Annotated in this window: 19 protein-coding genes and 1 pseudogene; 17 read left to right on the top strand and 3 right to left on the bottom strand. The window is 34.7% G+C overall.

The window, feature by feature from the left end:
• Positions 1 to 47 precede the first annotated feature (47 nt).
• The 10 genes and pseudogenes from IGB25_RS00700 to IGB25_RS00655 all read left to right on the top strand — a co-directional run bounded on the left by IGB25_RS00700 (position 48) and on the right by IGB25_RS00655 (position 17158).
• The gene (locus IGB25_RS00700; protein ID WP_247653558.1) at positions 48 to 2138 is read left to right on the top strand and encodes a glycoside hydrolase family 97 protein; all 2091 of its coding nucleotides are present in this window, start codon (positions 48 to 50) and stop codon (positions 2136 to 2138) included.
• A gap of 161 nt (positions 2139 to 2299) precedes the next feature.
• Positions 2300 to 6814 carry a glutamate synthase large subunit gene (gltB, locus tag IGB25_RS00695; protein ID WP_211065740.1) on the top strand — a complete coding sequence of 1505 codons (4515 nt, stop codon included), beginning with the start codon at positions 2300 to 2302 and terminating at the stop codon, positions 6812 to 6814.
• Positions 6814 to 8267 (top strand): annotated as a pseudogene (locus IGB25_RS00690) (glutamate synthase subunit beta). Before gltB ends, IGB25_RS00690 begins: the two are co-directional and overlap by 1 nt.
• Before the next feature lie 254 nt (positions 8268 to 8521).
• Positions 8522 to 9184, top strand: a complete 663-nt coding sequence (locus IGB25_RS00685; RefSeq protein ID WP_211065739.1) for an ABC transporter ATP-binding protein — start codon at positions 8522 to 8524, stop codon at positions 9182 to 9184.
• On the top strand, positions 9185 to 9949 hold the full coding sequence (locus IGB25_RS00680; RefSeq protein WP_211065738.1) for a TIGR02757 family protein: 765 nt from the start codon (positions 9185 to 9187) through the stop codon (positions 9947 to 9949). It begins immediately after the preceding gene.
• Positions 9950 to 10204: 255 nt separating this feature from the next.
• Positions 10205 to 11095, top strand: a complete 891-nt coding sequence (locus IGB25_RS00675; RefSeq protein WP_211065737.1) for an AraC family transcriptional regulator — start codon at positions 10205 to 10207, stop codon at positions 11093 to 11095.
• A gap of 523 nt (positions 11096 to 11618) precedes the next feature.
• The gene (locus tag IGB25_RS00670; protein WP_211065736.1) at positions 11619 to 12659 is read left to right on the top strand and encodes an efflux RND transporter periplasmic adaptor subunit; all 1041 of its coding nucleotides are present in this window, start codon (positions 11619 to 11621) and stop codon (positions 12657 to 12659) included.
• A 39-nt stretch (positions 12660 to 12698) separates the two neighbouring features.
• Complete coding sequence (locus IGB25_RS00665) at positions 12699 to 15410, top strand: efflux RND transporter permease subunit (RefSeq protein WP_211065735.1); 2712 nt, start codon at positions 12699 to 12701, stop codon at positions 15408 to 15410.
• A gap of 11 nt (positions 15411 to 15421) precedes the next feature.
• On the top strand, positions 15422 to 15796 hold the full coding sequence (locus IGB25_RS15105) for an efflux RND transporter permease subunit (RefSeq protein WP_211065734.1): 375 nt from the start codon (positions 15422 to 15424) through the stop codon (positions 15794 to 15796).
• A gap of 21 nt (positions 15797 to 15817) precedes the next feature.
• The gene (locus IGB25_RS00655) at positions 15818 to 17158 is read left to right on the top strand and encodes a TolC family protein (protein WP_211065733.1); all 1341 of its coding nucleotides are present in this window, start codon (positions 15818 to 15820) and stop codon (positions 17156 to 17158) included.
• A 423-nt stretch (positions 17159 to 17581) separates the two neighbouring features.
• Here the strand turns inward: IGB25_RS00655 and IGB25_RS00650 are convergent, their stop codons facing one another.
• Positions 17582 to 17953, bottom strand: a complete 372-nt coding sequence (locus tag IGB25_RS00650) for a helix-turn-helix domain-containing protein (RefSeq protein ID WP_211065732.1) — start codon at positions 17951 to 17953, stop codon at positions 17582 to 17584.
• 119 nt (positions 17954 to 18072) lie between these two features.
• Here IGB25_RS00650 and IGB25_RS00645 point away from each other — a divergent pair, with 119 nt between their 5' ends.
• Positions 18073 to 18936, top strand: coding sequence for an SDR family oxidoreductase (locus tag IGB25_RS00645; RefSeq protein ID WP_211065731.1), 864 nt, complete (start codon positions 18073 to 18075; stop codon positions 18934 to 18936).
• A gap of 49 nt (positions 18937 to 18985) precedes the next feature.
• Positions 18986 to 19363: a DoxX family membrane protein gene (locus IGB25_RS00640; protein ID WP_211065730.1), complete on the top strand. Its 378-nt coding sequence runs from the start codon at positions 18986 to 18988 to the stop codon at positions 19361 to 19363.
• A 143-nt stretch (positions 19364 to 19506) separates the two neighbouring features.
• Here IGB25_RS00640 and IGB25_RS00635 read toward each other — a convergent pair whose 3' ends face one another.
• Positions 19507 to 20490 carry a reverse transcriptase domain-containing protein gene (locus tag IGB25_RS00635; RefSeq protein WP_211065654.1) on the bottom strand — a complete coding sequence of 328 codons (984 nt, stop codon included), beginning with the start codon at positions 20488 to 20490 and terminating at the stop codon, positions 19507 to 19509.
• 1128 nt (positions 20491 to 21618) lie between these two features.
• On the opposite strand from IGB25_RS00635, the gene IGB25_RS00630 reads away from it, so the two are divergent.
• From IGB25_RS00630 to IGB25_RS00615, 4 genes are all read left to right on the top strand, one after another.
• Entirely contained in the window at positions 21619 to 22080 is a 462-nt protein-coding gene (locus tag IGB25_RS00630) for a type II toxin-antitoxin system VapC family toxin (protein WP_211065729.1), read from the top strand.
• Positions 22073 to 22222, top strand: coding sequence for a hypothetical protein (locus IGB25_RS00625; protein WP_211065728.1), 150 nt, complete (start codon positions 22073 to 22075; stop codon positions 22220 to 22222). The genes IGB25_RS00630 and IGB25_RS00625 overlap by 8 nt, the downstream gene beginning before the upstream one ends.
• 213 nt (positions 22223 to 22435) lie before the next feature.
• Entirely contained in the window at positions 22436 to 22726 is a 291-nt protein-coding gene (locus IGB25_RS00620) for a hypothetical protein (protein WP_211065727.1), read from the top strand.
• Positions 22716 to 23429 (top strand): hypothetical protein, encoded by a 714-nt coding sequence (locus tag IGB25_RS00615; RefSeq protein WP_211065726.1) that lies wholly within the window; start codon positions 22716 to 22718, stop codon positions 23427 to 23429. Before IGB25_RS00620 ends, IGB25_RS00615 begins: the two co-directional genes overlap by 11 nt.
• A gap of 155 nt (positions 23430 to 23584) precedes the next feature.
• Here the strand turns inward: IGB25_RS00615 and IGB25_RS00610 are convergent, their stop codons facing one another.
• Positions 23585 to 24553, bottom strand: a complete 969-nt coding sequence (locus IGB25_RS00610) for an IS110 family transposase (protein ID WP_211065725.1) — start codon at positions 24551 to 24553, stop codon at positions 23585 to 23587.
• A 491-nt stretch (positions 24554 to 25044) separates the two neighbouring features.
• Between IGB25_RS00610 and IGB25_RS00605 the strand changes: the two genes are divergently transcribed.
• The gene (locus tag IGB25_RS00605; protein ID WP_211065724.1) at positions 25045 to 25803 is read left to right on the top strand and encodes a patatin-like phospholipase family protein; all 759 of its coding nucleotides are present in this window, start codon (positions 25045 to 25047) and stop codon (positions 25801 to 25803) included.
• The last annotated feature ends 109 nt before the right edge of the window (positions 25804 to 25912 follow it).

The following is a 25912-nucleotide window of genomic DNA, read 5'->3' as shown; positions in this document are numbered from 1 at the left end:
TTTATTCTATGCATTCCGTCAAAAGTTTTTTTTGTATCTTATTTGTTATGAGTTTGATATCTTGTCAAAATAATAACAACCCAAAAATTATTAACCTCAAATCACCTGCTAAAACTAATACAATCTTTTTTGATTTAACTGAAAATGGACTTCCTCAATATTGGGTAAAACACAACGACAAACTTATTATTGACAAATCTAATTTAGGTTTTGATTTTAAAAATAAAAACGTGTTTACAGAGCCTTTTTCTATTAAAAATACGGTTGAAAATACCGTTGATGAAGAATGGGAAATGCCTTGGGGCGAACAACGACTGGTCAAAAATCATTACAACCAACTCAAAGTTGAAATAGAAAATTCTTCTAAACAAAAACTCAACTTATACTTTAGAGCCTATGATGATGGTATTGCTTTTCGCTATGAAATTCCTCAACAAGACGGATTAAAAAGCCTTATCATAAAAGATGAAAACACAGAATTTCAACTCACAGGCAATCATACTGCTTGGTGGATTCCAGGTGATTGGGACATCTATGAACATCTTTACAGCACATCAAAACTATCTGAAATTAACGCTAAATCTTATGCCAATGATGACAATTTAGCTCAAACTCATATTCCAGAAAACGCGGTCAATACTCCTGTAACAATGCGTATGGAAGATGGCACTCACCTGAGTTTTCACGAAGCTAATTTAACTGATTACGCAGGAATGACCCTAAAAGTTGACACTACAACTTATAAATTGACAAGCGAACTTGTTGGTTCAGACCGAACCAACTATAAAGTTTACAGAAACTTACCGATACAAACGCCTTGGCGAACAATTCAAATTGCTGATGAAGCTAAAGACTTAATAGACTCACGCTTGATTGTCAATCTCAATGAACCAAACAAACTTGGCGATGTCAACTGGTTTACACCTCAAAAATACGTCGGTATTTGGTGGGAAATGCACGTTGGCAAAGCTACTTGGGATTATGGAATGACGATGAACAAAAACGGACAATGGGTTGATACTGGACAAGCTCACGGCAAACACGGTGCAACCACAGAAAACACCAAACGCTATATCGATTTTGTCGCAAAAAACAACATCAAAGGCGTTCTAATTGAAGGTTGGAATACTGGCTGGGAACGCTGGATTGGCTTTCAAGACCGTGAAGGGGTTTTTGATTTTGTAACTCCATATCCTGATTATGACATCCAAGAGCTTTCAGATTATGCCAAAAGTAAAGGTGTAGAACTCATCATGCATCACGAAACTTCCGCAAGACCAAGAACTTATGAAAAACAATTAGACAAGGCATTTCAGTTGATGAATGATATGGGAATGCATACCGTCAAAACAGGTTATGTTGGAAAAATTATTCCCAAAGGCGAATATCACCACGGTCAATGGATGGTTAATCATTATCGAAAAGTTGTAGAAACCGCGACCAAATACAAAGTGGCTATCAATGCTCACGAACCTATCAAAGCTACTGGCATCAGAAGAACTTACCCCAATGCGGTTTCTCGGGAAGGACTTCGTGGTCAAGAATTTAACGCTTGGGCTTCAGATGGCGGTAATCCACCAGAACATTTGCCTATTGTAGCCTTTACCAGAATGTTGGCTGGTCCTATTGATTTTACACCAGGTATTTTTGATATCAAATTGCCTACAAAACCAGACAATCAAATCAATACTACATTGGCTCAGCAATTGGCACTATATGTTGTCATTTACAGCCCGATTCAAATGGTCGCTGATCTGCCTGAAAATTATAAAAATCAACCTGCTTTTCAATTCATAAGAGATGTTGGCGTTGATTGGGAACAAAGCATAACCCTAAATGGCGAAGTCGGTGATTATGTCACCATTGCACGTCAAGAACGTGAAACAGGCAATTGGTTTGTTGGCGGAATTACCGATGAAAATGCCAGAGAAATCACTATTAATTTTGATTTTTTAGAAGACGGGAAAACTTACAAAGCGACATTTTATCAAGATGCTGAAAGTGCACATTATAAAAATAACCCTACTGCCATTTCAATAAAATCAGCTGAGATTAATAAAGGAATGACAAAAACCATACAGCTCAAAGAAGGTGGCGGATTTGCAATAAGTTTAATACAAAAAGGAATATCAGATTAAGAATATTTCATTTAAACTTTTATTTTTTCATATATTTTAATTTAATTGCTTATATTTTATTTATTTATTAAATATAAAATGATTTAACAATATATAATCTAATTTAAATACTATTTTTCATAATTTTGCTTAAATTTTTAACATTAAAGTTAGCATTATAAATGAAAAATAATTCTTTATATAAACCTGAATTTGAACATGATGCCTGTGGTATTGGCTCAATTGTTAATGTTGATGGCAAACAAAACCACAAAACCATAGCAGATGCACTCACAATGCTAGAAAATATGGAGCATCGTGGCGGAACTGGAGCTGACCCAGAAACAGGTGATGGTGCAGGTATTTTAATTCAAATTAACCACAACCTTAAAAAACTTCTTTTAGAAGATGCTAATTTAAAAGGTAATCCTGAAAAATTTTTAGGTATTGGAATGTTATTTTTACCTAAAATAAAATCAGTAGCCGATAAGTGTTTAGATCTTTTAGAAAAAAATGCACGAGATCTAAATCTTGAAATATTAGGCTACAGAAAAGTTCCCGTTGATTCAAAAATCCCTGGTGTCGGTGCTAAACCTGTTGAACCTTTAATAAAACAGGTATTTATTCAAGCAAAAGGTGATTTAACTGAAATTGAGTTAGAGCGTAAACTATTTGTCTTAAGAAACTACACATCTCATTATATAGGTAATGAGATTAAAGCCAACAACAAAGCCTTTTACGTTTGTAGTTTGTCTTGTCGCAGTCTTATTTATAAAGGTCAACTCAGAACCAATCAGCTTAGACATTATTATGAAGACTTACAAAATCCCAAATTTAAAAGTGCTTTTGCTATTGTGCATTCTAGATTTTCGACTAATACTTTTCCGAACTGGAAATTGGCTCAACCCTTTCATTTTATAGCCCATAATGGCGAAATCAACACCATCCGTGGCAATGTTACTAAAATGAAATCTAAAGAAGCTAACTTTAAATCTAAAGTCTTTAGCGATGACGAGCTTCAAAAACTATTACCCGTAACCAATCCAGAACATTCAGACTCAGCTAATCTTGACGCCATTATAGAGATGTTAGTGCTTGAAGGCAGACCTCTTGAACATGTCATGATGATGATTGTTCCTGAAGCTTGGCAAGATAATAAGTCAATTGACAAAGAACGAAAAGCCTTTTATAAATATCACGCCTCGCTTATGGAACCTTGGGATGGTCCAGCAGCCTTAATTTTTACAGATGGCAAACGTCTATGTGCTACTTTAGATAGAAACGGGCTTCGTCCTGCACGTTATTGCGTGACATCAGACAATCGATTGATTTTATCCTCAGAAGCTGGTGCTCTACCTATAAAATCAAAAGACATTATTAAAAAAGGGAGACTTCAACCTGGTCGTATGATTTTGGCAGATTTGAATCAAAAAAAGATTTTATATGATGATGAAATTAAAAATAATATTGTAAAAGATAAACCATATTATCAGTGGATCATCAACCAAAGAATAAAACTCAGACTACAACCCAAACCACAATTTGACAGAAAACGGCTTTCTGATAAATCGCTTTTAAAACGTCAACGGGCTTATGGCTATACTTCTGAAGAACTCAAAGTTATTTTATCAGATATGGTCGAACGTGCCACTGAACCAATTGGCTCAATGGGTGCAGATACGCCTTTAGCCATTTTAAGTAAGCAAAGTCAGCACATAGCAAATTATTTTAAACAGCTTTTTGCTCAAGTGAGCAATCCGCCAATTGACCCGATTAGAGAACGTATGGTCATGTCACTTTTTACTCGGGTTGGTGAAAGTTTAAATATTTTAGATGAAACCGAATTACATACCAAGCAAATCCATATTTCTCAACCAGTCTTAACCGACGCTGATATTGAAAAATTTAAACATCTGAAATCTAAAGGTTTTGATTACGCATTTATCAAAGCTGTTTTCCAAGCGGATAACCAACCTGGTCGATTGAAACAAGGTTTAGATGCCATCTGCCTCGAAGCTGAAAAAGCTACACTCGATGGCAAAAAAGTCTTGATCATTTCTGATAAAGGCATCGACAAAAACACTGCACCAATTCCGTCTTTACTGGCTACTGGTGCCATACATCAACATTTGGTTCGAAAAAACTTAAGAACACAAACAGGACTCGTTGTGGAATCTGGTGATACGCGAGAAACTCACCATTTTGCCACCTTAATTGGATATGGAGCAAGTGCCGTTAATCCTTATTTAGCCATTCGTTCAATTGAAAATTTACACGATAAAGGAAAACTTAAATCTGGTTTATCTAAAGAAAAAGCTATTGAGAATTATCAAAAGGCTATTGGTTATGGACTTCTTAAGATTTTATCTAAAATGGGTATCAGCATTCTGCAATCTTATCAAAGTGCACAGATTTTTGAAGCACTTGGATTACATTCAACTGTTATTGAAAAGTGTTTTACAGGCACCATTTCAAGAATAGACGGTATTGATTTTGACGGCTTAGCTAAGGAAGTTTTAGTTAGACACAGACACGCCTTTCCAACTCATAAACAAACCAATCAAAAATTAGAAGTTGGTGGTGTTTACCAATGGAAGCAACGCGGAGAAAAACATTTGTTTAATCCAGAAACCATTCATTTGCTTCAACACTCTACACGAACAGATGATTTTTCACTTTACAAAAAATTTGCTCATAAAATCAATGACCAACTCAAGGACAATTTGACCTTAAGGGGTTTGTTTGAATTTAAAAAAAGAACACCTATTCCCATAGCTGAAGTCGAACCCGCCGAAAACATTATGAAACGCTTTGCCACAGGTGCTATGTCTTTTGGTTCTATTTCGCATGAAGCCCATTCTACACTGGCCATTGCTATGAACCGTATTGGAGCAAAAAGCAACAGCGGTGAAGGTGGCGAAGATGAAGCCAGATTTGAAGTCAAGCCCAACGGCGATTGGGAGCGTTCTGCCATTAAGCAAGTCGCTTCAGGACGATTTGGCGTAACCAGTTATTATCTCGCCAATGCTGACGAACTTCAAATTAAAATGGCACAAGGCGCAAAACCTGGCGAAGGTGGACAGTCGCCAGGTCACAAAGTTGATGAATGGATTGGTCGGGTTAGACATTCCACACCAGGTGTAGGTTTGATTTCTCCACCACCGCATCACGATATTTATTCTATTGAAGATTTAGCTCAACTTATTTTTGATTTAAAAAATGCCAATCGACATGCTCGTGTGAATGTTAAATTGGTTTCACAAGCTGGTGTTGGCACAGTTGCCGCAGGCGTTTCTAAAGCCAACGCCGATGTCGTCTTGATTTCTGGTGCCGATGGCGGTACAGGAGCTTCTCCTTTAACTTCTATTAGACACGCGGGTTTACCTTGGGAATTAGGCTTATCTGAAGCACATCAAACCTTAGTTAAAAATAACCTGAGAAGTCGAATTACCGTTCAAGCCGATGGTCAAATTAGAACAGGAAGAGACCTCGCTATAGCAACCTTACTTGGCGCTGAAGAATGGGGAATTTCTACAGCGACTTTGGTAGTTGAAGGTTGTATTATGATGCGTAAATGCCATACCAATACTTGTCCGGTAGGCGTAGCTACTCAAAACCCAGAACTGCGTAAACTCTTTACAGGTAATCCTGACCATGTAGTAAATTATTTTAAATTTTTAGCTCAAGATTTAAGAGAAATCATGGCACAACTTGGCTTTAGGACCATCAATGATATGGTTGGTCATTCTGAAGTTATGAAAGTGAGAAAAGATGTACCGTTTTGGAAACTCAAAGATTTAGACTTAAGTCCAATTTTATATCAGGAACATATTCCAGAACAAATCGGGGTTTACAAACAAATTGAACAAGATTATGAAATGGATGAGGTTTTGGACTGGAAACTCTTAGAAAAAGCCAAGCCCGTTTTTGAAGATCTTCAACCTTTAAAAGCCGAATTTGATATCATCAATATCAATCGTTCCGTAGGTGCTATTTTATCTCATGAAGTTAGTAAGAAATTTAAAGCCAAAGGACTTGATGACGATACTTTACATTATAAATTTAGTGGATCTGCTGGTCAAAGTTTTGGCGCATTCTTGGCAAAAGGTATCACTTTTGAAGTTTCGAGTGAGTCTAATGACTACTTCGGAAAAGGCTTATCTGGCGGCAAACTCATTATTTATCCGCCTGAAAATTCCACCTTTAAAGCTGATGAAAATATTTTAATCGGCAATGTGGCATTTTATGGTGCAACTTCTGGTGAAGCATACATCAATGGCATGGCTGGTGAGCGTTTTGGCGTTCGAAACTCCGGTGTAAAAGCCGTTGTAGAAGGTGTTGGCGACCACGCATGCGAATATATGACAGGTGGTCGTATTGTGGTTTTAGGACAAACTGGACAAAACTTTGCCGCTGGAATGAGTGGCGGAATCGCTTATGTTTTAGACGATGATGACAGTTTCGAAAATAAATGTAATAAAGGATTGGTTGGATTAGAACAACCAAAAGATAAAGATTTTGAAGAGCTTAAGGAATTGATTAAAAATCATTATCAATTTACCAAGAGTGAAAAAGCAAAATATATTTTAGACCATTTTGAAAACTTTAAACTCAAATTTATTAAGGTTATACCACACGACTTCAAAAGAATTTTAGAATCAAAAAAGGAAAAGAGACAGGAAAAAATAGTAGCCTAATGAAAGAACAAGACGGATTTTTAAAATACGATAGAGAATTACCAGAAACAAGACCGCCAGAAGTACGGGTTGGTGATTTTAAAGAAATTTATAAAGAATTCCCTGTAGAAAAAACCAAAACCCAAGCGGCAAGATGTATGGATTGTGGTGTGCCGTTTTGTCATTCTGGTTGTCCTCTTGGCAACATCATACCCGAGTTTAATGAAGCAGTGCACGAAGAAAATTGGGAAGAAGCCACTTCAATTTTATATTCAACTAATAATTTCCCTGAATTTACAGGCAGAATTTGCCCAGCACCATGTGAAACCAGCTGTGTTTTAGGGATTAACAAACCACCCGTGGCGATAGAACATATTGAGAAAACCATAGCTGAAAAAGCACATGAATTAGGTTTCATCAAAGTCGATCCGCCTGAGCAACGCACGGATAAAAAAATAGCAATTATCGGTTCAGGTCCTGCAGGTTTAGCTGTCGCTGACCAACTCAACAAAGCTGGACATTGGGTAACGGTTTTTGAACGAGAATCTAATATAGGTGGACTTTTGCGCTACGGTATTCCCGATTTTAAACTCGAAAAATGGGTGGTCGAGCGTCGCATAAAAATTATGGACGATGAAGGTGTTCGTTTTAAAGTAAATGCTGAAGTAGGTAAAAATATCAACCCTGACGAGCTTAAAGAAGATTTTGATGCCATTGTCATTTGCACAGGATCAACAGTGCCAAGAGATTTGCCTATTCCTGGTAGAGATTTAGAAGGGATTCATTTTGCTATGGATTTTTTAACTCAGCAAAATAAAAAAGTCTCAGGACAAGATATTGAAGACCAAATCTCAGCAAAAGGTAAAAATGTAGTAGTTATTGGAGGTGGTGATACAGGTTCAGATTGTATTGGTACATCGCATCGACAATCTGCGACTACGGTATTGCAATTAGAACTTATGCCAAAACCACCTAATAGCCGAACAGAACAAGATCCTTAGCCAAATTGGTAATGACACTCAGAACTTCATCCTCTCACGAAGAAGGTGGCGAGCGCCAGTGGAGTGTGTTGACTAAGGAATTTATAGGCGAAAAAGGCAAGCTAACACATATCAAACTTGTGGATATTGAATGGGTGAATCAAGCTGGTCGCCAACAAATGCAAGAAATTGAAGGCACAGAACGCCTTATTCCCTGTGAACTTGCATTATTAGCTATTGGTTTTACTCAGCCAGAAAATCAACTTTTAAAAAGTTTAGATGTTGAGCAAACTCAAGCTGGAACGGTTAAAGCTAAGTCTTATCAAACCTCAAATCCATCAATATTTGTCGCTGGTGACGCACGCCGCGGGCAATCTCTTGTGGTTTGGGCCATTTCAGAAGGTCGAGAAGCCGCCAGAGAAGTGGATCAATATTTGATGGGAGAAACCGAGTTGCCCTCTAAAAATGATTCTTACGTGAGTTTAGAAGTATAAAATTGTTTGTTTGAAGTTGACCAAATTGGTGATTTAGATTTTACAAATCATTATAAGTATTTGTATTTTAAAAACCACTTATACAAGGATGAGTTCAAAATTATTCGTGCATTCGTGGCTCAAGAGAATTATCATTGAAAATCTTTAATAGAATTATTAACCTAATTGAACTTAATTATTCCACAATTTATTTTATTAATACATCTAAAATTTTACTTTCAAAAATTGTATTTTCGTCGTTCATTAGTCAAAATATGATTCAAGCAAAACATATTAATAAACATTACGGTGACTTAAAAGTCCTTGATGATGTGTCAATTGATATCAAAAAAGGTGAAATAGTTTCTATTGTAGGTTCTTCAGGAGCTGGTAAAACTACGCTCTTGCAAATTGTTGGAACGCTTGAGAAAGCTGATAAAAATGCAAATACAATCATTAAAATTAATGATGTGGATGTGGCTAAACTTAAAAACAAAGCTTTGGCTAAATTTAGAAATCAAAATATTGGATTTATTTTTCAGTTCCATCAATTGTTACCCGAATTTACTGCACTTGAAAATGTTTGTATCCCAGCGTTTATCAATAAAATATCCAAAAAAGAAGCCGAACACAAAGCTACAGAACTTTTAGAGTTTTTAAATCTTAAAAACCGTATTCATCACAAACCTAGCGAACTCAGTGGTGGCGAGCAACAACGCGTTGCCGTAGCGAGAGCACTCATTAATAATCCGTCGGTGATTTTAGCCGATGAACCTTCTGGTAACCTCGATTCTGTTACTGCAGAGCAATTACACAACCTCTTTTTTGATTTGCGTGAGGAATTTAACCAAACCTTTGTGATTGTCACTCATAACAAAGGACTAGCGGATATGGCTGATAGAAAATTAGAAATGAAAGATGGGCAAATCATTAGATAGATGAACCATTCTGAACTTAAAGCTTTTCTCGACCATAAAGTTGAAACCTATAATACGGTTGATTTTATCAAAGATGATCCCATTCAAATTCCACATCAGTTTTCTTTAAAACAAGATATTGAGATCAGTGGATTTTTAATTGCAACCATAGCTTGGGGCAATCGAAAAAGTATTTTGAACAGCGGGGAAAGACTACTAAAAATTATGAGGAATTCTCCTTATGATTTTATCAAAAATCACAGTAAATCTGATTTAAAAGCTTGTAACGGATTTGTGCACAGAACCTTTAATGCTGAAGATTTAAAATATTTTTTCAAGGCTTTACAACAATTGTATCAAAAATATAATAGTTTAGAAGACATTTTTGTCAAGCATCAAGTCGATGATAATTTGCAAACTGCCATTCATCATTTCAAAAGAGAATTTATGGCTTTTGGTTGTCCAGAACGCACCAAAAAACACATCAGTGATCCTTTAAAAAATTCAGCGACCAAACGCCTCAACATGATGTTGCGTTGGTTTGTAAGACAAGATAAAAATGGAGTTGACTTTGGGATTTGGCAAAACCTCTCTCCTGCTCTATTGTCTTGTCCTTTGGACGTTCATACGGCGAGAGTCGCTCGAAAGTTAGGATTATTAAAACGGAAACAAAACGATGCTAAAGCTGTAAAAGAATTAGACAAAAACTTAAGAAAACTCGATATCAAAGATCCAGTTAAATACGATTTTGCTTTATTTGGGCTTGGAGTGTATGAGCATTTTTAAAGTAAATGACACGAGTTTGATATAGATATTAGGAAAAACTCTCTAATGCAAATCAATAGTAAAATAATGATATCCTACCGACTAAACCTTGAAATTATTGAAAATAAATTGTCAGCTTAAATCGAACTCACATTAAATTAAATAAAAAAGTTGCAACCAATCATACACCAGTTAGCATGTATAAGATTTTTGGAACTAAGCATTAATTGGTTTAAAAATATACTATATTTGGAGAGATGATTATTTCTGTTAATGTTGGAAAATAAACAAATTAAAAAACATACAATATACGACATCATTGAAATTCTTGGAGAAAAACCACAGCATGAAGGTTTACATATCCATACTTCAAAAAATAAATTTAAAGAAGTTCCTTTATCATATCCATTTAGGTTTGATAATTACGCTGTTTTGTTGGTTGTTTCTGGAAAGATAAAATTACAACTCAACATTCTAAAGTATGAAGTACAAAAAAACGAAATCATTGTTATCGTTCCCAATACAGTTACTCATATTTTAGAAATAAGCCAAGAACTTGAAGTTATTGAAATTAGCTTTACGCTAGATTTTTTATTAAAAAATGTCTTTAATAAAACCGAAATAGAGGTTTTTAATTTTTTAATAGCTAAAAATATATTCAAGCTTGTTCTTAACAAAAAAGAATTGAGCATTTTCAAAACCATCACAAAATTTCTCCAAGGAAAAATGGATGATGCTTTTTATTATAAAGATGAAATCATCCTGCACACTTTTAATCTTTTAATGTATGAATTGGCAACAATTTATAAAAAACAAATTACCACTTACAAAACATCATTATCAAGACAAGAAGAGTTGACCCTTCGATTTTTTAGAATACTTGAAGAGAATTTTAAAAGTGAGAGAACAGTACAATTTTATGCCGATATTTTATGCGTAACCTCAGGACACTTATCAAAAGTATTAAAAAAGGTTTCAGGCAAAACAGCCTCGCAATTAATTGATGAAGTAGTAACTATAGAAGCTCGAAACCTATTGGCCAACTCATCTCTCACCATAGCTCAAATAGCAGATGAGCTTCAGTTTAGTGATCAATCGTCTTTTGGTAAATATTTCAAAAAAAACACAGGCATTTCTCCCTCGGCATACAGAAAAAATTTAACTTAGTTCAAGTGAGATTGATGTTCTTTTCTGGCTTATACCATCCTAACATAAATCAAAAAGGATTTTAATCGTTTGTGATATTATGGAGAATGCACCTGTTAAAATATGAAGTTGAAATATTTAAAGCAGAGTTATTCACGATTCCAAAAAAGGACGGTTTTGTTAGAAATCTATTATTCACAAAAGCAGAACCCGAGTGATGGCTTCAGGTATGGATTTTGCTTTGTTTTCAATTCCAGTGTGGTTTTTTAGCCCATAAAACATACTAACCAAGAAGATAAAACCTTTTTTAGACCAATACTATTTATTCTTATATAACACATCAATGCATTGTTATACAGTGTTTTAATATTTTTTTTTGATACGATATAATATAATAGAAAAATTCATAAATATCAAAAAATCCCTTATTTAAACCAATTTAAGCATACTTAAGACCTTTTCTAAACAAAATAAGTACATCACCTTTGTCTCCATTATTATATACCGAAAATATTAATAGTAAAACGCTAAACAGAATTTAATTATGAATATTATTTTAAACCGAGTTTTACCTGCAGTTGTCCTAATACTTATGTTAGGTTGTTCAGAAAAAAAAGAAACAACCAATACCAATGCAACAAAAGCGGGCTATAAAGTAAATATTTTTCAAGTAAAGGGAGACACTATAGGTAATCAGCTTAGTTATAATGGTACTGTAGAACCTAAGGTGTCCACTCCATTGAGTTTTTTGCTTCCAGGTGTAGTAACTTCCATTATGGTGGAAGAAGGAGATTGGGTAAAAAAAGGACAAATATTGGCTCAAATAGACAACAGTTCTCCACTGAACACCTATAACGGCACCTTGGCGACCTTAAATCAAGCCAAAGATGCCTATGCAAGGCTGAAATCGGTTTACGACAAGGGCAGTCTTCCTGAAATTCAAATGCAGGATGCCATATCAAAATTAGATCAGGCAAAATCTGTAAATCTTGTGGCTCTGCGAAATCTGGAAAACTGCACCTTACGAGCGCCATCATCAGGATTCATTGGCACTAGAAATGTTGAAGTGGGTTCAGCTTCTATTCCTGGAACTCCCATTTTTAATCTAGTGTCGCTAAACGAGGTCTATGTAAGGATATCTGTACCAGAAAATGAGATCAATTCTATAAAAAAAAACCAAAAAGCTTCCGTTATCATTCCTGCTTTAGGAAGCAAAGTATTTATGGGAAATATAGAAAAAGTAAGTGTAATAGCTAACAGATTGTCCAAAACCTACGAGGTGAAAATTCTTATTTCAAACAAGGATCTTTTAATAAAATCAGGAATGGCTTGTGACGTTAATATCAATTTAATGCCGTCTGAAGGAAAATTGACAATCCCATATAGAGCGGTAATTAAAGATGAAAATGGTAAAAATTATGTGTTTAAGGTCAACCCAGAATCTAAAAAGGTCTCAAAACAATTGGTTGAGCTTGGTTCTTTTGAAAACAACCAAATTGAAGTAGTATCAGGACTTTTAAAGGGAGATATTATAGTTACTGAAGGACAGCACAAATTGACTGACAATGATAAAGTTAGTTACTAAATTTTCCACACTGTGTTTTAATTGTATAAGTACATTTTTATGAAAAAAGGAATGAATATTATTGAAGTCGCTATGAAGCATTACCAAATTGTGGTTTCCATAGTGGTTGTATTTATGATCTTGGGTGCTATAGGTTTAAAAAATATGCCAAGACGAGAATATCCCGAGTTTACTGTACGCCAAGGTTTGGTTATTGGTGTTTATCCCGGGTTTACCTCATTAGAAGTTGAAGAACGACTCACTAAAGTTGTTGAAGATTATATATTTGGTTATGAAGAAGTGAACAAGTCAAAAACCTATTCACAATCCAAAGAAGGGCAAATGATCATTTATGTTGAATTGAACCCCAATGTTAAAAATGCGGATAAGTTTTGGTCAAAATTAAGACATGGTCTTAACGAGTTACAAGTCCCCACGGGTGTTCTGGCACTTATTGGAACAAATGATTTTGGAGACACCTCTGCACTGTTGATTACCATGTCATCCAATCATAAAAGCTATCGAGAACTTGGTGAGATCATGGATAATTTGGAAGCTGAAATCAGAAAAATACCTGCTGTTTCAAAAATAAAGACATTCGGCGAACAAAAAGAAGAAATTTACGTATATATAAAGCCCGAAAAGCTAAAAGAGTTTAACCTAAAGCCAACAATGGTTTTGGCTTCATTCCAACTACAAGAATCCATCAATTATTCTGGCACCTTAGATAATGGTGATTTAGATTTACCAATCCACTTACCGCCTAGATTTGAATCAGAAGAAGATTTAGAAGAACAAATAGTATATTCAGATCCTCAGGGTAATATTATACGTTTAAAAGATGTTGCCTACATAGAAAGACGTTATGAAAAGCCAGAGAACTTTATAAAAAATAACGGTACAAACGCATTACTGCTTTCGTTAGAAATGCAAAAAGGGAACAATATCGTGTATTTTGGAGAAGACGTTCAAGAAGTGCTAACTAAATTTTCAGAAAAATTAGGGAGTGATGTCCAACTAAATACCATATCAAATTTACCAGAAGTGGTAGATGATTCCATATCCCATTTTTTAGTGGAATTTATGATAGCAATCATTGCAGTCATTATTGTTACCATGTTGCTCTTGCCCTTTAGAGTGGCGACTGTAGCGACCGTATCAATACCAATTTCCATTTTAATTACTATTGGAATTATGCAAATGGTAGGGCTTCAATTGCATATTGTATCATTGGCGACTTTAATTGTCGTGCTAGGCATGGTAGTAGATAATGCTATTGTGGTAATAGACAGCCATGTAGAAAAGTTGGATCATGGTGAAAAACCTTGGGATGCCGCTTGGAAAGCCGCTACAGAGTTGTTTATACCTGTGTTAACAGCTTCTGCTGCAATTTGTACCGCATTTTTCCCACTATTATTTTTCTTAACAGGCATTGCCAAAGATTTTGCAGGAAGTTTACCTATTACTATTGGCATTGCATTAAGTATATCAATGCTTGTCGCTGTATTATTAATCCCTTTTATGTGTTATGTGTTTATAAAAAAAGGGCTCCATCAAGAGGATAAAAACCCTGATGAAAAGCAAAGGAAAAGTTTGTTGGATCTATTGCAAAATCAGTTTGATAAAACACTTTCATATTGTTTTAAAAATCCAAAATCAACCATACTTGCAGGAGTGCTGTCTATAGTCATAGGAATACTGTTTTTTATGAATGTTGATCAAAAATTGTTTCCTGAAATGGACAGAAAACAATTTGCTATAGAGGTTTATTTGCCAGAAGGCTCCTCTATTTCCAAAACAGAAAGCGTTATAGACAGTTTAGAAACCATATTAAGCAAAGACAAACGCATTACTAACATTGCCAGTTTTATAGGTAACGGTTCTCCAAGGTTTAACGCTTTGTACGCACCGCATTTACCAGCAAAAAACTATGGGCAACTCTTACTAAATACTATATCCAATGAAGCCACAATAGAAATTCTAGATGAATATAGCGTAAAATATAAAGGTGCCTTTCCAAAAGCACATATTAAATGGAAACAACTGGCAATGGAGGATTTTAAGGCTCCTATTGAAGTCAGGATTGCCTCCAATAATATAAAAGATTTGAAGACGGTTGGAAACAAAGTAACCTCAATATTAAAAGCTAACGAAGGTTTAGAATGGGTAAGAAGTGACTGGGACGAAAAGAGACAGGGAATTTCTGTGGAACTGAACAGGAATAAAGCAAACCAGTTAGGATACGCAAAATCGTTAGTGGCTTCTTCACTGCTAATTTCATTGGATGGTATGCCTTTAACAACCGTTTGGGAAGACGATTATCCTATTAGTGTGATTCTTTCTAAGGAAGACTATCAAAAAAACAGTATTGATGATTTAGGCAACCAATACATAACATCTTTATTAACACTTGAAACATTACCCTTACGCTCTCTAAGTACTTTAAAACCAGAATGGACAGAAGGCACTATCTCACGAAGAAATGGCGTACGCACCAACACCATAATGGGAGATGTTGTAAGAGGAAGTATAGCCGATAATGTTTTTAGAGAAGTGCGACCTTTAATAGATGCTTTAGAACTTCCTGAAGGAACTGTAATTACCTATGGGGGAGATCATGAGGCAACTATTGAAAACTTTATTCCCATGACTATTTCTTTAGGAGTAAGTATCATTGTCATATTTTTTATTTTGATGTTTCAGTTTAAAACAATTAGAAAAGCATTGCTTATTATGTCAACTATCTGCTCAGTATTTTTGGAGCAGGCTTAGGCTTGTTGGTAATGAACTATCCATTTAGCTTTACTGCTTTTGTAGGTATAATGGTACTTGTGGGTATAGTGGTAAGAAACGGCATTATACTTATAGACTACGCAAGTCAGTTAGTACATAAGCATGGGATGTCTTACGAAGAAGCTGGTCTGGCGACAGGCAAGCGTAGAATGCGTCCTATTTTTCTAACCTCTTCAGCAGCAGCAGTTGGTGTAATACCAATGATTCTAAAGCGGCTCGTCCTTGTGGGAATGGTAGGTACTGTCATTTGTTTTGGCTTACTTACAGGTATGGCACTTACCCTATTGGTTTTACCAGTACTGTATTGGAAATCCATAGGTCGTTCAGAAGAAAGAAAATCAGCAAAAGCATTAAAAAATGATTAATATTTTAAAAAAAAGAACAAAATGAAAAAATTAAGTATTGTAGCGATATTATTGTTTTTTGGTGCGACTTCAATTGCTCAAACACTTACATTAAATGCTTGTAAAGAATTGGCTCTAGAAAACAATAAGCGTTTAAAAGAGTCACAATTAAAATTGGAAGCTTCTGGAAAGGTTAGAAAAAATGCTTTTACCAAATATTTCCCAACGGTAAGTGCTTCTGCCTTTGCATTTAAATCGTCCAAGAATTTTTTGGACATAAAAACCGATGCCATGGATCTACCTGTTTATGATGGTAATCCCGCCCATTTAGAAACAGCCACACAATTTGCGTATGTGCCACCCATTAACATACAAACCTTAGATTATGCAAATACAGCTATGGTAACAGCTGTACAACCATTATATGCAGGTGGACGTATCAGAACTGGAAATAAATTGGCAGAAGTGAATGAAGATGTTACCCAATACCAGTATAACTTAACCAAATCTGAAATACTAGTGACCACTGAAGACTATTATTGGAATTTGGTAGCCTTAAATGAAAAAACAATAACGCTTAGGAACTATGAAAAACTCTTAAAAGAACTGCTTAAAGAAGTGGGTGATTTTTATGATGCTGGTTTGGTCAAAAAAAGCGACCTGTTAAAAGTACAATTAGAGCTCAATAAAGTTGAAGGAAATAAGTTAAAACTCAACAATGGAATCGATATTTTAAAAATGACATTTTCTCAACACCTTGGCATACCATACACCGAAAATTTTAATGTTATAGATTCTATAACAACTATATTACCTCCTCAAAATTATTATACAGAAACAGATTTAGCATTAAAAAACAGAGAAGAATATAAAATGCTTAACAAAGCTGTTGAAACTGAAGAATTGCAAAAGAAAATGACCAATGGGGAATTGTTACCCCAGTTAGCTGTTGGCGTTGGAGGCATGTATTTAGATATGATTGATCAGGATAATACATACGGATTAGTATTTGCAACCTTATCTATTCCCATTTCAGATTGGTGGGGAGGAACCTACAAGAAGCAAGAGCATGAAATTAAGATGGAGATTGCAAAAAATAGCTTAAAGCAAAATTCTGAACTATTGCAACTGCAAATGTCAAAAGCTTATAGAGATTTAACAGAAAGCTATAAACAAATTGATATTGCCCAAACATCCGTGAGTCAAGCTGTAGAACACCAAAAAGAAATGGAAAACAATTATGATGCAGGCTTAACCAGTTTATCAGATTTATTAGAAGCCAGAGCTATAGCCCAAGAAGCAAAAGATGCCTTAATAGATGCTAAGGCAAAGTACAAAATCAATATAGCCAATTACTTAAAGTCCATAGGGGAAAAACGTTGATAGCAATCCCTCATAGACTCATAGAAACTTTAGTCCCTCGGCTAACGTAAAATGAGTAAATTTGGATTGAAAATTGAAATGTTGAATAAAATATAAACAACTGATTTACAGTGATATAATTTTACGTTAGTCAGAATTTGTTATAAGGCGGGACAGACATAAGATATATACAAAAGTTTTTAGGCTATAGCAGTATCAAAACGACTACAGTTTATACTCATATTAGTCAAAAAAGCACTAAAAAGATAGAAAGTCCATTAGACAAAATGGCAAAAAAGTATAAAAACAAGCCTAAAAATTAAAAAAGTGGTGTATTTTTGTGGATATATACTAGTTGGCAGTAATGTAAAAAACTGTGGTCGTACTGAAATAGGTTGACTAAAAGAATCAAATAATTTATTAACGCATCTAACACCTAAAAAATTAATCTTTTTTAATAGTATTAATAGTAACACTTCTATGATTAAGACCCCAATCTATAATTGAATCAATAACTTCTGACAATTGTTTACCCGATTCCGTAAGTTCATATTCAATCAAAACAGGCTTGCTAGGTTGTACAATCCTATTTACTACGCCATTCAACTCTAATTCTTTCAATTCTTTAGATAACATACGAGGTGTTATTTTTACTATGACTTCCTGTAAATCTTTGAATCTCATTTTACTCTGAAGTAGTGAAGCAATAATACTAATTTTCCATTTCCCGCCAATTACATTTAAAGTATCATTTACAGCAAGCACAAAGCTTTTAGGGCAATTCATCACAGATTTTGTTTTTATTAACTCATTCATTCTCTTATTTTTATTTAGTTAACTATACAAAAGTATAGTAATACTTTTTAGTAACATACTATTTTTTGTATATCAAAGATAGTATTTTTGTCTTCATAAACTAATACATTTTAAAAAATATGATATTAATAACTGGAGCATCAGGACACTTAGGAAGTGCAACTATAGATTTTTTAATTCAAAAAGGATTTCCACCTAACAAAATTTCAGCATTAGTGCGAACTGTCGAAAAAGGGGAAAACTTAAAAGAAAAAGGTATTGATGTCAAAATTGGAAATTATAACGATACTGACTCTCTTTCCAAAGCATTAAAAGGAGTTGATAAATTATTATTAATTTCAGGTCTTGACCAAAACCGTTTGGAACAACATAAAAATGTGATAAATCTTGCCAAAGAAAACGGAGTAAAACACATTATTTATACAGGAGTGGCATTAACCGATATTACACGTTCTGCAATTAAATCTTTTCTGGACGATCATTTTCGAACTGAGGATTATATCAAAAACAATGGTTTTAAATATACATTTCTGCGAAACTCATTATATAGTGATGCCGTACCAATGTTTGCCGGAGAAAAAGTTGTTGAAACCGGAATATTCCTTCCGGCTGGTGACGGAAAAGTTCCGTTTGTTTATCGCAAGGATTTGGCAGAAGGAACAGCCCTAGTACTTGCCGAAGACCGACACGAAAACAAAACATATAACTTTACTGGTGGTCAATTATATTCTTATGAAGATGTTGCTCGCATATTAACCGAACTTTCTGGCAAAGAAGTTATATATAACAATGTCAATACAGCTGAATTTCCTGAGATGCTGAATAAACTTGGCGTTCCAGAAGAAGCCATATTTATTGCGGCAGGTTTTACGGAGGATGTTAAAAACCATCTGTATGAAATAAAATCCAACGATTTAGAAATAATATTAGGCAGAAAGCCAACCACTCTTAAATCAGCATTGAAAACTATTTACAAATTATAACAATCTCTATTTGTGAATAATATTAAATCCATAAAAAAACCGACTAATTATGAAAAACAAAATTCTAACTGGCTTATGTATCTTACTTGGATTAATGATGGTTAATTCAGGTTTAAACAAATTCTTTCACTATATGCCAATGCCTGAAATGTCTGAAGAAATGATGCAAATTATGAACGCATTTATGACAATTAAATGGATACTTCCATTAGTTGCAATCGTAGAAATCATTGGAGGAATATTAATTGCTATTCCTAAAACAAGAGCTTTGGGGTCAATAATACTTCTTCCTGTAATTGTTGGAATATTTACGCATCATCTCGTTCTCGAAATGTCAACTATTGGAATAGCATTAATTTTATTAGGAATTAATATTTGGGCAATTGTAGATAATTGGAATAAATATAAACCAATTATAGAAAATTAGCAGAGTAAATTTAAATATTGGTAGTGGTAAACTTCAACTTTATAGATTGTTGAAAAGTCGAGTAGGTAAAGGGGAATCTACCCCTAAACCTCTCACAGAACCGTACGTGATAGTCTCCCATCATACGGCTCTTCTTAACAAGTCTATGGCGTAAAACCGTATTGCCAATGCACAAACAGATTAGGATAATGCTTTGCAGTTTCCTGTAACCATTTGTAGGCAAAAAACCAGTGTTTACGCCTAAATCTCCGATATTTGTTGCGTACCCATTTTGCCAGACGCATGTTCAAGAAACGGAATACATAATGTAATTCACTCATTCTTACTTTGCCGTAATAGTTAATCCAACCTCGTACTTTTTCTGCTATTATGCCTGCCAAATCTGGCAGGCGTAAATGAACCATACGATGAAGTTTCATCTTAAACAAAGTTTGATTGATGCGTTTCTGTCGTTTACGACTGATTGACGGTGTAAATCCCAAATGAAAGTTCCCAAAATAGCCCTTTACCATTCTTGGCTTAAATGTAAATCCAAGAAAATCGAATGTTACATAATGAACCTTAAATGGTGGATGCTTCTTTTGGTTGCGTTTGCAATACACGATATTGCTCTTGCCGTCTTTTATCTGCAATTTGCACTGTTTAAATCGGGCTTTTACCGCTTCCAACGTCCGCAAGGCTTGTTTAAAATTATCGCAATGGATGATAATATCATCAGCATAGCGCTCAAACTTTACTTCCGGGTGGTTGTTCTCAATCCACTTATCAAAAACAACATGCAAGAAAATGTTTGCCAGTAATGGGCTAATAACACCTCCTTGTGGTGTGCCTTTGTCTCGTGAATGAATACTACCGTCTTTCTTTTGAATTGGAGCCTTTAACCAACGTGCTACATACAAGTGAATATGCTTTTCTTTGGTAAAATGTCCTAATGCTTTAAGCATTAAGTCATGGTCTATCTCATCAAAAAAACTCTTGATATCCAAATCTATCACCCAATCCATTTTCATGCAGTTTTCCCTGCATTGCTTTATGGCTTGATGCGCTGATTTGTTTGGTCGATAGCCAAAAGAATCTTTACTAAACTGTTTATCTACAATCTGTTCTAATTCTTCTCTTATTACCATTTGAGCCGTTCGGTCTTATGCTGTTGGAATGCCAAGCTTCCTGATTCGACCGTCTTCTTTGGGTATTTCTACCTCGCGCACAGTACTGGAAAATAACTACCACTGGCTAACCTATTCCATACAGGATATAAGTATTTCATAGGACGTGAATGTACTCTTGTACTGACAAATTATCAACACCTGAAATTACCTTTGTTACTCTTTACCTTTTTAAAGGCATCCCATACCTGTCGCTTTAATATCGGTTGCGACTTTTGTTTCTCTTTGAAAATCATCCTAAAAAAATCTTTAGTTGTAATACAATTTAAAACTGTTAAGTCAGTCCCTTCGCTCCATTTCCATTACAGAAACTTCATCACTACTACAGACTAATCCGCCACTAATTAACAGTATCGCTACTTTCTACCTTGCCCTTCGGGGTTGTGGTATTTTTGCACTATTAATTAGCTTCTCTGTTCCGTAATTGAGCCGTAAGCAAAGCTCCTGCCCTCTTTATGCCGATTGCCACTTGACCAGAAATAGGTATCATGTCAAGTTCTGTTCTCGCAAGACCGCCCATCCCTCGATTTTGACAATACTAAAGTTGTTTACGACACTTCTACAAGGGTTCAATCTCGTCTCTTTCAGCTTCTTTACTCCTACCATAGCAAACTACTCTGAAAACAACACAGGTAGTGCATTTAACCTTATCGCTCAAGACCAACCCGTGAAAGGAAAGCCCCATAAGGCGGTTTGACTGGTGTGCCTAATCACTCCCAGCCGAGAGACCAATCCTCATCGTACTCTTTACGTGAATCCACCTGAAACAAATGCCAGGGTCGTTTCTAAATACCAATGAGACTCTCATCTCAATTACAGTTATGTTACTTGTTTTCAATGAACTTAATCACTATCTTGTATCCCCAAGTAACGCAGGACACACAACGAACCGCCAACATTGTATAAGCGTAATGCGGGCTGAACTGATAAAAATGAGCATTTTTGCTTCTAATAAACTTTGCGGTAAGCGGACAGGGAATTGCTCCGAAATCCGCACTACGCTTATACTTGAACGTTGTAAAGCGACATAAAAAAAAATTCTGCTACATAAAATACTTCGATTTCTAAAAGATTTTTTATCTTTAGAAAATGAGAAAATTAAGACTATATTTTGACACTTCTGTTTTTGGTGGAGTTTATGACGTTGAATTTCAAGAAGAAACTGAAATGCTTTTTGAAATGGTTAAAAACGGAGAAATAATCTGTGTTTACTCTGATCTTTGTGAGTTTGAACTTGAGAACGCTCCAGAAACAGTAAAAGAACATTTTTTGAGTCTTGACAAAAATCAAACTGAATTTGTCGAAATAACTGAAGAAATTAATCAACTTGCCGAAGAATACGTGAAAGAAAAAGTTGTTGGACAAACAAGCATTGATGATTGTAGGCATATTGCTTGTGCGACCATATATAAAGTAGACTATTTAGTAAGTTGGAATTTTAAACACATAGTAAATGTTTTCAGAATAAGAGGTTACAATGCAATTAACATCAAAAACGGACACATACAATTAGATATTCGTTCACCTAAAGAAATAATACGAAATGAATAAATCAGAAAAAAAACAAAAAGAGTTTGACACAGTTAAATACTTTAGAGAAGTAAAAGAAAAAATCGCAAAAGAAACCAAAGGAATGACTTTTACCGAATTTAAAGAATACTTAAATCGTAGAAAATTAAAACACGTGAAATAGATGCCGACCGCACAACACGAGGCTATAAGTAATGCTGTATTTTGTGCTTAACCGAAGTTCTGAGATTATTTGCTAACTTTGTTGAATGGCTGAAAAGTGGTGGCATTTTTGCACAGAACTACATATAGCCCAAACGTTGGCAGCAAGGCTGAAAAGACTAACAGACAATAAAATTCTTTGATTGATATGTCAGAAAGAATAAATATTTATCAGATGTACGTTAAGAACAATTGCAGATTAGGGTTTTATGTAAGAAGAGATTCTTGGCGCTTGGACAGACATGCAAAAGTTGTAGAGATTCAATGGGTTGAAGACGGCAAAATGATTAAAGGAAACCCACCTTACTTTGGTGGGTTTAAGAACCCGCCAGGACATCCAAGAGAAGGGAAAATAATGGGTCCAAGACTTGTTACTCTTCAGGCTGATTGGCTCGATGGTGGCAAGATGGTCTCGGATTGTGGTGTCAACTATTCGTGGACTCAAGTGTATCCAAATGAAATATAATGTGATTGATTTCTTGAAACATCTTGATTGGGATTCCTTTTGGCTAAATTTTCTTGTCGGACTAATTTTCTTTATTTTAAGTATTCCCGTAGCAATTAAGATTATACCATATTTTACAATCAGACAACTACGGAATAAAAACAAGAAATATATTCTGAGAAAGACATCATATGTAATCCAAGAGATATGCGAGTATCTTAGTCTGATGCCGTTTAAAGATGATGAACTACATAGACATCAAGTTGCCATTTTTACATCCAAGAAAGATTTAAAGAACCATAGATTTGTAGGACTTCTGAATATTAACGTTTTCAACCCCATCGTTTATCCTAAAGTCCAGTTGGTTGTCGCTGATTATTTTAAAAATTTATCAATTAATGAAGGCTTTGACCTCTTGACAAATGAAAAGAACAGAATTTCAATTTTCAGAGAAAAATTAGAAAGAATAATTGAAGTACATTCATTGCACATAGATGAAAACACAATATCAAATATTAGTGAGTTGTGCCTCGACATAAGATCATTTGAAATTGAATTTGAATTTAACTTCGCAATTGATGATTTGATTGAAAAGGGAGTTACCGAACGGGTTGGTGTATTTGGCGTTATGAACTTGGCAAAACTCTATGAAAAAACATTGATACTTATGAAAAACTTAATTGATAAGAAGCACTTTGAGACTGAGACAAAACTTAAAAAATGAAAGCCCAGCTGCCAACAAAGAACTGAGTCAAAAACCAACTAAAAATTCATTTATTTTTGGCAATATGCTTCTTGGCATTGTTGAACTGGAAATAAATCGACGATAGGAGATTTATTTCCAGTTCAACAAGCTATAATCATTTTATTTTTAATCATTTATTTTTTTAAAACTGACCGATGCTCCGCATCGAAAGGTTTTTTTGACTTAACAATAGCAAAAGCTTGTTTTAAAAGTTTATTTTCCACAGCTAATAGTGCTAACTTCTTACTCTTTCCTTTTTCTACCAATCTGTCGTAGAGTGCTTTGCAGACCGGATTGTATTTACATGCTGAAAAAGCACATAAAAATAATAAATATCTTAGTTTTTTATTTCCTACCTTACTAATTCTACTCTTACCTCTAACACTACTCCCTGAAGTACGATGCGTTGGTGTTATTCCTGCATAACAGCACAGTTGGGAAGCAGTCTCAAATTTCTCAAAACCACCTGTTATAACTATTAAAAACAAAGCTGTCTTTACCCCCATTCCTGGTATACTTTTTAATAATGTCAATTGTTCCTGCTGATCTAACTTTACTAACTTTAAAAGCTGTTCCTCTAAATGATTTATTTCTTTCTGAAGATTTTTTCTCACTCTGTTTAGTGAGTGATATACAGCTTTTGATGGTCTACCTAAAGCTTCCTCTCCCTGTTGTTTGTTCTTTATTGCTGTCAACTGTTTCTGGTAAATATCTAACAAACTAAAGAGCTGAAGACACTCTGCTTGTGTTTCATCTACATGACTGTAAACAGGAACAGTGTTAACTTGTGCGTACTCACAAATGGCTTTTGCATCTGATTTATCTGTCTTTGTTTTTGCTAATTTCATTTGAATGAAACGTTTTACTGACAGAGGATTGACAACTGAGCAGACAATGGAATGTTGTGATAAAAACTGGGCAAGACGGTAATGGTAATAACCTGTCGCTTCCATCACTACAAGGTCTTCTGAAGTAAGATGCTCTAGAAACTTTGAAAACCCTCGGGCATCATTACCATACTGGCTATGATTGTTATCTTGATCTACTACATCAAAATAATCTTTACTAATGTCTACTCCGAAAATTTTACTATTTTTATCCATAATATTTATTTTATGAAAGGTAAATCTATCTGATACTTAACATCTTAAAATCGAGATCTAAAGTCTCATAGAACTGAACAAGATTTAGATAGAAAAGCGACAGGGATTATCATTGTTGACGAAGTAAAATCTTCAACAGCTATATTAACCTTATTCTCTTGCTTTATGCCTTTCTGATTAATGTTCTAAAATTAGTTTATTTTAAAAAAATCAAACTTAAGACGGCTATAAGTAATTGCTTGTTCTCGCCTACTTCTGAAAATCCTCGCGGATTTTCAGTTTGGTGTATACTTGCAAAGTTAAGTGCTAAACCACGCAACTACTCATAGCCAAACCGTTGGCAGTAATCCCTCCTAGATTTGTAGAAACTTTAGTCCCTCGGCTAACTTAAAATGAGTAAATTTGGATTGAAAATTGAAATGTTGAATAAAATATAAATAACTGATTTACAGTGATATAATTTTACGTTAGTCAGAATCAAAATAAAACTTATGAACAACAGAATTGGACTTACATTATCTGGAGGTGGAATCAGAGGGATTGCACATTTAGGCGTGTTGCAATATTTAGATGAGCTAAACATTAAACCGTCTATAATTTCAGCTACAAGTGCAGGATCACTTGTCGGCGTTTTTTATCTTGCAGGTTTTAGTCCAGAAGAAATATTTGATATAAGCAAAACCGAAAAATTTTTTAATCGCAATAGTTTGTTGATTCGCAATGGAGGTTTGTTTTCTCCAGAAGTGTTCTCAAACATTGCTAAAAAGTACATCCCTCATGATACAATTGAGAAATTAAACATTCCCATATATATTACAGCAACAGATCTTACCAATGCAAAATTGGTGGTGTTTTTAGAAGGCTCTATTGCCTTTGCGGTCAAATCTTCTTGTTGTGTCCCTTTGGTTTTTCAACCCGTTGAATACAATGGTTCTTTCCTTACAGATGGTGGTTTGTTAAACAACCTGCCCGTAGATTTGATAGAAACTAAATGTGACAAAGTAATAGGAGTAAATGTCAATTCCATTTCAAAAATGGAAGGAAAAGTAAGTTATCAAAGAATTACTGAACGTACCATTCAAATAGTAATAAATAAAAATGCCGAAGATAAAAAAAACAAGTGCGATGTGTATATAGCTCCACCAGGAATGGAGAAATATAAAATTTTTGACTTTAAAAAAATGGATGAAATTTATCAAATAGGATACACCTGTGCCAAAGATTATAAAGATGAATTATTAAAATTATAACGTTGAAAAAAAAGATGAAATAATAAATCCATCAAGGCTGTAAATTAAACTCTGTCTAATATTTATAAATTGTAATCCTTAAATATTAGATAATAATGCGAATCAAGGG

Source organism: Flavobacterium sp. CS20 (assembly GCF_018080005.1).
Classification (GTDB): Bacteria; Bacteroidota; Bacteroidia; order Flavobacteriales; family Flavobacteriaceae; genus Psychroflexus.
Note: the sequence above shows the minus strand (reverse complement) of the source record. Positions and strands in the feature narration are given on the sequence as shown.

Bases quoted from the DNA above. Each gene is read 5' to 3' on its own strand.
- IGB25_RS00640 (WP_211065730.1), top strand. From the start codon at position 18,986: ATGAAAAACAAAATTCTAACTGGCTTATGTATCTTACTTGGATTAATG.
- IGB25_RS00645 (WP_211065731.1), top strand. From the start codon at position 18,073: ATGATATTAATAACTGGAGCATCAGGACACTTAGGAAGTGCAACTATA.
- IGB25_RS00665 (WP_211065735.1), top strand. From the start codon at position 12,699: ATGAAAAAAGGAATGAATATTATTGAAGTCGCTATGAAGCATTACCAA.
- IGB25_RS15105 (WP_211065734.1), top strand. From the start codon at position 15,422: ATGAACTATCCATTTAGCTTTACTGCTTTTGTAGGTATAATGGTACTT.
- IGB25_RS00655 (WP_211065733.1), top strand. From the start codon at position 15,818: ATGAAAAAATTAAGTATTGTAGCGATATTATTGTTTTTTGGTGCGACT.
- IGB25_RS00615 (WP_211065726.1), top strand. From the start codon at position 22,716: ATGAAATATAATGTGATTGATTTCTTGAAACATCTTGATTGGGATTCC.
- IGB25_RS00630 (WP_211065729.1), top strand. From the start codon at position 21,619: ATGAGAAAATTAAGACTATATTTTGACACTTCTGTTTTTGGTGGAGTT.
- IGB25_RS00610 (WP_211065725.1), bottom strand. From the start codon at position 24,553: ATGGATAAAAATAGTAAAATTTTCGGAGTAGACATTAGTAAAGATTAT.
- IGB25_RS00625 (WP_211065728.1), top strand. From the start codon at position 22,073: ATGAATAAATCAGAAAAAAAACAAAAAGAGTTTGACACAGTTAAATAC.
- IGB25_RS00685 (WP_211065739.1), top strand. From the start codon at position 8,522: ATGATTCAAGCAAAACATATTAATAAACATTACGGTGACTTAAAAGTC.
- IGB25_RS00700 (WP_247653558.1), top strand. From the start codon at position 48: ATGAGTTTGATATCTTGTCAAAATAATAACAACCCAAAAATTATTAAC.
- IGB25_RS00650 (WP_211065732.1), bottom strand. From the start codon at position 17,953: ATGAATGAGTTAATAAAAACAAAATCTGTGATGAATTGCCCTAAAAGC.
- IGB25_RS00635 (WP_211065654.1), bottom strand. From the start codon at position 20,490: ATGGTAATAAGAGAAGAATTAGAACAGATTGTAGATAAACAGTTTAGT.
- gltB (WP_211065740.1), top strand. From the start codon at position 2,300: ATGAAAAATAATTCTTTATATAAACCTGAATTTGAACATGATGCCTGT.
- IGB25_RS00680 (WP_211065738.1), top strand. From the start codon at position 9,185: ATGAACCATTCTGAACTTAAAGCTTTTCTCGACCATAAAGTTGAAACC.
- IGB25_RS00670 (WP_211065736.1), top strand. From the start codon at position 11,619: ATGAATATTATTTTAAACCGAGTTTTACCTGCAGTTGTCCTAATACTT.
- IGB25_RS00605 (WP_211065724.1), top strand. From the start codon at position 25,045: ATGAACAACAGAATTGGACTTACATTATCTGGAGGTGGAATCAGAGGG.
- IGB25_RS00620 (WP_211065727.1), top strand. From the start codon at position 22,436: ATGTACGTTAAGAACAATTGCAGATTAGGGTTTTATGTAAGAAGAGAT.